This window comes from Achromobacter sp. (genome assembly GCF_036567245.1).
In the GTDB taxonomy this organism is placed as follows: domain Bacteria; phylum Pseudomonadota; class Gammaproteobacteria; order Burkholderiales; family Burkholderiaceae_B; genus Achromobacter.
Map to the genome: position 1 here is coordinate 1 of NZ_DATCUY010000117.1, position 5,175 is coordinate 5,175.

General features: G+C 68.1%; 4 protein-coding genes. 3 read left to right on the forward strand and 1 reads right to left on the reverse strand.

Translation table 11 applies throughout. The annotated features are described in order from the left end of the window. Both VIR09_RS05235 and dcd read left to right on the forward strand, forming a co-directional pair. Window positions 1-2,409, forward strand: a 2,409-nt coding sequence (locus tag VIR09_RS05235) for a translocation/assembly module TamB domain-containing protein (RefSeq protein ID WP_332011916.1), incomplete at its 5' end; no start/stop codon positions are given. Between the two features lie 104 nt (window positions 2,410-2,513). Further along, window positions 2,514-3,077 carry a dCTP deaminase gene (dcd, locus tag VIR09_RS05240; protein ID WP_041654363.1) on the forward strand — a complete coding sequence of 188 codons (564 nt, stop codon included), beginning with the start codon at window positions 2,514-2,516 and terminating at the stop codon, window positions 3,075-3,077. Window positions 3,078-3,081: 4 nt separating this feature from the next. Here the strand turns inward: dcd and VIR09_RS05245 are convergent, their stop codons facing one another. Beyond that, the gene (locus VIR09_RS05245; protein ID WP_332011917.1) at window positions 3,082-3,933 is read right to left on the reverse strand and encodes a GNAT family N-acetyltransferase; all 852 of its coding nucleotides are present in this window, start codon (window positions 3,931-3,933) and stop codon (window positions 3,082-3,084) included. Window positions 3,934-4,098: 165 nt separating this feature from the next. Between VIR09_RS05245 and VIR09_RS05250 the strand changes: the two genes are divergently transcribed. Further along, a partial coding sequence (locus VIR09_RS05250) for a GGDEF domain-containing protein (RefSeq protein ID WP_332011918.1) occupies window positions 4,099-5,175 on the forward strand: 1,077 nt, incomplete at its 3' end.

A 5,175-nucleotide genomic window follows, 5' to 3' on the forward strand; every position in this document is an offset into this window, starting at 1 on the left:
GCCTCGTCGACCGGTACCGCGGCGGCCGGCGCAGCGCCTGCCGCTCCCGACGCCGATCCTCTCGCCGGACTGCGCATCCACGGCCTCGACGTGGACCTGAAGCTGGGCCGCAACCGGGTCCAGGCCACGGGCGAACTCGACGCCAAGGACGGCGCCTTGACCCTGGACGCCAAGGCGCCCCAGTTGGACGCGTTCTGGCCCGGCATCCCTGGCGGCGCGGAATTGAAGGGCAAGCTGGCGGGCACGCTGGCCGCGCACCGCGGCGAGCTTTCGGCAGGCTACACGCCGGCCAAGCCGCGTCCAGGCGTACTGGGAGAGGCTCCCGCCAAGGCCAATATCGTCTTTGCCGGCGCCTGGGGCAAGGGGCCGGCCGGAACGCCCGATGCCGCCCTGCCGGGATGGCGCGGCACGTTTTCGCGGCTGACGGCAGACACTGCCGGCTTTGCCGTTGCCATCGACCGGCCGGTAATGCTGACCTTCCTGCCGTCCGCCGTGGAGCCGCAATGGCAGTGGCAGGTGGGGCAGACGGCGCTGAGCCTGACCCTGCCCGGCAAGGAGCGCGTGGTCCTGGCGCACCAGGGGTCGCGCGGCGGCGGCAAGCGCTGGGAAACCGCCGGCCAGGCCGACAATCTGGTGATCACGGCCGCCATGGCGCGCCAAGTGATCGGCGCGGTCGATCCCGAAGCCGCGGCCAAGCTGGGCAAGCAGCCCGGCCGCGTGAACGCGATGGTGCCGGAAGGCCAGCGCCGCATCGCGCTGGACGTGCTGTGGGACTTGAAGTTCGACGGCCGGCTGGGTGGCAAGGCGCGTATCGCGCGCCGCGATGGCGACCTGCTGATACCCGGCGATCCTCCCATCCCGCTTGGCCTGCGAGCGTTGGTACTGGACCTGACGGCCACGCCGACCGCCGCCAACGCCAGCCGCCTGGACGCCAAGGTCAATCTGGCGACCGACAAGATGGGTGTCGTCAATGGCACCGGTACCGCCGTGCTGGTGGTGGATGCCAAGGGCGGCATGGCGCTGGACCCGCGCCAGCCGCTACGCGCCAAGCTGGACGCCGACATTGCCGACCTGGCCTGGGTCAGCCTGTTCGTGGGCGATTCGATGGAGGTCGGCGGCTCGCTCAAGGCCAATCTGGAAGCTCAGGGCACCCTGGCGGGCAAATGGTCGGCCAACGGCAACATCCGCGGCGACAAGCTGCGCGTGGTGCGCATCGACGACGGCGTGCGGCTGATCGACGGCACCTTGTCCGCGCGTCTGGACGGCGACCGGGTGGTGCTGGAGAGCCTGCGTTTCCCGGCCTCGCTGCGGGTGATGCCGGCCGAATGGCGCACCAAGGAATGGATCACCACCAACCCCGAGGCCAAGGGCGGCTACGCCGAGGCCAAGGGGCAGTGGAATTTCATCGACGGCGGCGGCGACATCCGGCTGACCCTGTACCGCTTCCCGGCGCTGCAGCGCTCGGACCGCTACGCCATGGTGTCCGGCGTCATCGACCTGAAGGCGGCCATGCCGCGCATCGACATCGTGGGCGACCTGAAGGCGGACGCAGGCTGGTTCAGCCTGGAAATCCTGCAGGGCGTGCCTTCGCTGGACGACGACGTCAAGGTGCGCCGGCCGGGCGATGACCCCGGAACCGTCTCTACGCCGCTGCAGACCAGCATGAACCTGAAGTTCGACATGGGGCCGCGCTTCTACATCACCGGCATGGGGCTGGATGCCGGCCTGCTGGGCTCCATCCAGATCCTGCTGCAGGATGGCCGCCTGACCGGCGTGGGCGCGCTGCGCACCCGTGGCGGCGGCATCGAGGCCTACGGCCAGAAGCTGCGCCTGAGCCGCGGCACGCTGACCTTCCAGGGCCGCCTGGACAACCCCTTGCTGGATATTGAGGCGCTGCGCACGGGCGAACAGGTCGAGGCGGGTGTCAAGGTGGTCGGCACCGCGCAGCGGCCGCGCATCGACCTGGTGTCCTATCCGGACGTCAGCGACGTGGAAAAACTGTCCTGGCTGCTGCTGGGCCGGGGCCCGGACGAAAGCGGCGGCGACGCCGCGCTGCTGATGTCGGTGGGCACGGCGCTGTTGGGTGGCGGGCAGCCGTTCTACAAGCAGTTCGGCCTGGACGACGTCAGCATCAAGACGGGCAACATTGGCAGCTCGGGCAGCATCCTGCCAGACCGCACGGTGGCTGGCGACGTCAACCGGGACAGCGACAGCCAGTTGGCCACGCAATTCCTGGTGGCCAGCAAAACTTTCGCCAATGGCATCACCCTGAGCGTCGAGCAGGCGCTCTCGGGCACCGACACCGTCGGGCGGGCCAGCTATCGCCTGGCGCGCGGCCTGTCGGTGGACCTGAAGGGCGGGGCGGTCAACGGCATCGCGCTGGTCTACCGGACCTTCTGGGGGAACTGAGGCGAAGCCGGGCGGGATCGTCCCGCCCGGCCCCTGCCGGCAGGGCTATCCGCACTCGGGATAAAATGGCGTCCATTCCATTCTTCCCTAGCACCATTCCCACCATGAGCATCAAAAGCGACCGCTGGATCCGCCGCCAGGCCGAAGCCGGCATGATCGAACCCTTCGAAGCAGGGCAGGTCCGCACGGCCAATGGCGGGCGCATCGTCAGCTATGGCACGAGCAGCTACGGCTACGACGTGCGCTGCGCGGACGAATTCAAGATCTTCACGAACATCAATTCCACCATCGTCGACCCCAAGAACTTCGACGAAGGCTCGTTCGTGGATTTCAAGGGCGACGTCTGCATCATTCCGCCCAATTCCTTCGCGCTGGCCCGCACGGTCGAGTATTTCCGCATCCCGCGCAGCGTCCTGACGGTCTGCCTGGGCAAGAGCACCTACGCGCGCTGCGGCATCATCGTCAACGTCACGCCGCTGGAACCCGAATGGGAAGGCCACGTCACGCTGGAATTCTCGAACACCACGCCGCTGCCGGCCAAGATCTACGCCGGCGAAGGCTGCGCGCAGATGCTGTTCCTGGAAAGCGACGAAGTCTGCGAGACCTCTTACCGCGACCGCGGCGGCAAGTACCAGGGCCAGCGCGGCGTGACCCTGCCGCGCACCTGAAGTCTCAGTCGGCCCGCCCGGGCGCCGCACGCAGATAGTCGATATCCCATTCGCTTTCGCCGGTCTGGACGAATCCATGCCGGCGATAGAAGCGGTTCGAATCGCTGTCGCGCAGCGCGCCCAGACGTATCGGCAGTCCGAGACGGTCGGCGTCCTGCAGGATCTTCCGCATGACCTGTCCGCCCAGCCCGGATCCCTGCGCGGCAGGGCGGATGTACAGATGGTCCAGGCGCAGGCCATCGCCTTCCGGGCGCAGCGCGTAAAACCCTATTCGTTGGCCGTCCTGATCGACGGACCAGGTATGTTCCGGCCGGAAGGTGCTGCGCAGGCGCGAACGCGCGCGCTGGGGATCGAAGCGCCCCAGGCGCTCCAGGCTTTCGCGCATGGCTTCGATGCGCAGCGCCAGCAGGTCCTCGAAATCGGCTTCCGAAACCGGGGTGTACTGCAGTTGCGGCGTGGCTAGCTCGTCGTAGCCGCGGCCCAGGAACTGCAGGATGCAGATGCCGTGCCCGTAGGGATCGCTCAGGTGGGCGATGCGGCCCCAGGCATGCGAGACGGCGGGATCTTCCAGGCGCGCGCCAGCGGCAACCGCCTGTGCGACCGCGCGGTCCGCGTCTTCCACCACCACGTCCAGATGCACGGGCGTCCAGTGCCGCGCATAGTCGCGCGGCTGGCGCGTGGCGCCGGCCGCGGGCGTGCCGGCGGCCTTTTCCAGCAGATAGATGGGGGTCTCGGCCCCCACCATCTCGGCCGCCTTCGGTCCCAGCCGGCGTCGCAGCGTCAGGCCGAAAGCGCGGTGATAGAAGTCGATGGCGTGTTCGAGATCGGGCACGTCGATGTTGACCAGGATGCGCATGGGGATTTCGTCTGCTGGGTAGGGGCGAAAAACATATCATGGCCGCCGCGCCGGGTGTTACTCGCCAATGTGCTAAAGAACATCGCCGCCGCGTCCGTAAAAGACAATACATGTGTTTGCCGATTTGGCGACGTCATTTCCGCAAGCGTGAAAAAGCCCCGATCCGTGCGTTACCCCCATATCCCCTGGCTGCCTCTGTTGTTCTATCCTGCGCTGCCGGTGGCTGCCGCGGTGGGGCTGCTGTTGTGGCGCGAATGGCCGCCGGCCCTGACGCAGATCGTGCCCTTCGTGCCCTGGGTGATGGCGCTGATCGGCGTGGCCGTGTGCCTGATGTACCAGCGCGCGCAGACCATGGTGCTGATGCTCAGCGTGTTGGCGGCCACCGCGGGCTGGCCGGCGCTGGCAACCGAAGCGCCATGGGCCGTCGGGCCGGCGCTGGCGTGGTGGTCGCTGGCCTACACCATCAATGCTCTGTGGTCCGAGCGTTCCAGCATGCTGCTGGACCTGGCCGCCCGCATCGGCCTGATCGCCGCAGGCGCGGCGGCGATTGCGCTGACGGGCAAGGACGGCGTGAACGATCTGCTCGGCATGCTGTCGGTGCAGGGCAGACTGGCGCACCTGAGCGTGCCGATCGAAGGGTTGATCGCCTTGCTGGCCACTGGTCTGACGTTGACGCTGCTGCTCCTGCGTTATGGGCGTCCGCAGCAGGCGGGGCAGTGGCTGGGTTTCGTGTGCATGGCGTGGGCCTTGCCGCGCGGGGCTGAGCATCCCATCGAGCTGGCGCTGATGTCCACCGCGGCGCTGACGGCGCTGTGCATTTCGCTGGCGCATGAAGGTTTCCACATGGCGTTCCGCGATGAGCTGACCGGCCTGCCGGGCCGGCGCGCGCTGAACGAACGGCTGCAGCGCATGGGCCGCACCTACACGCTGGCGATGGCCGACGTCGACAATTTCAAGGCCTTCAACGACACCCATGGACACGACGTGGGCGACCAGGTGCTGCGGATGGTGGCGGCGCAATTGCGGCGCGTGCCCGGCGGCGGTCATGCTTACCGCTACGGCGGCGAGGAATTCACGCTGGTGTTTCCCGGCAAGACCGCGGCGGAAAGCATGCCGCACCTGGAAAGCGTCAGGCGCTCCATCGAGGCTTACCAGATGAGGCTGCGCGACAAGCCGGCGCGTCCCAAGGCCGACCAGCTCGGCCTGCGCCGCCGCGGCGGGCGCGATGCGCGCAATGCGCGG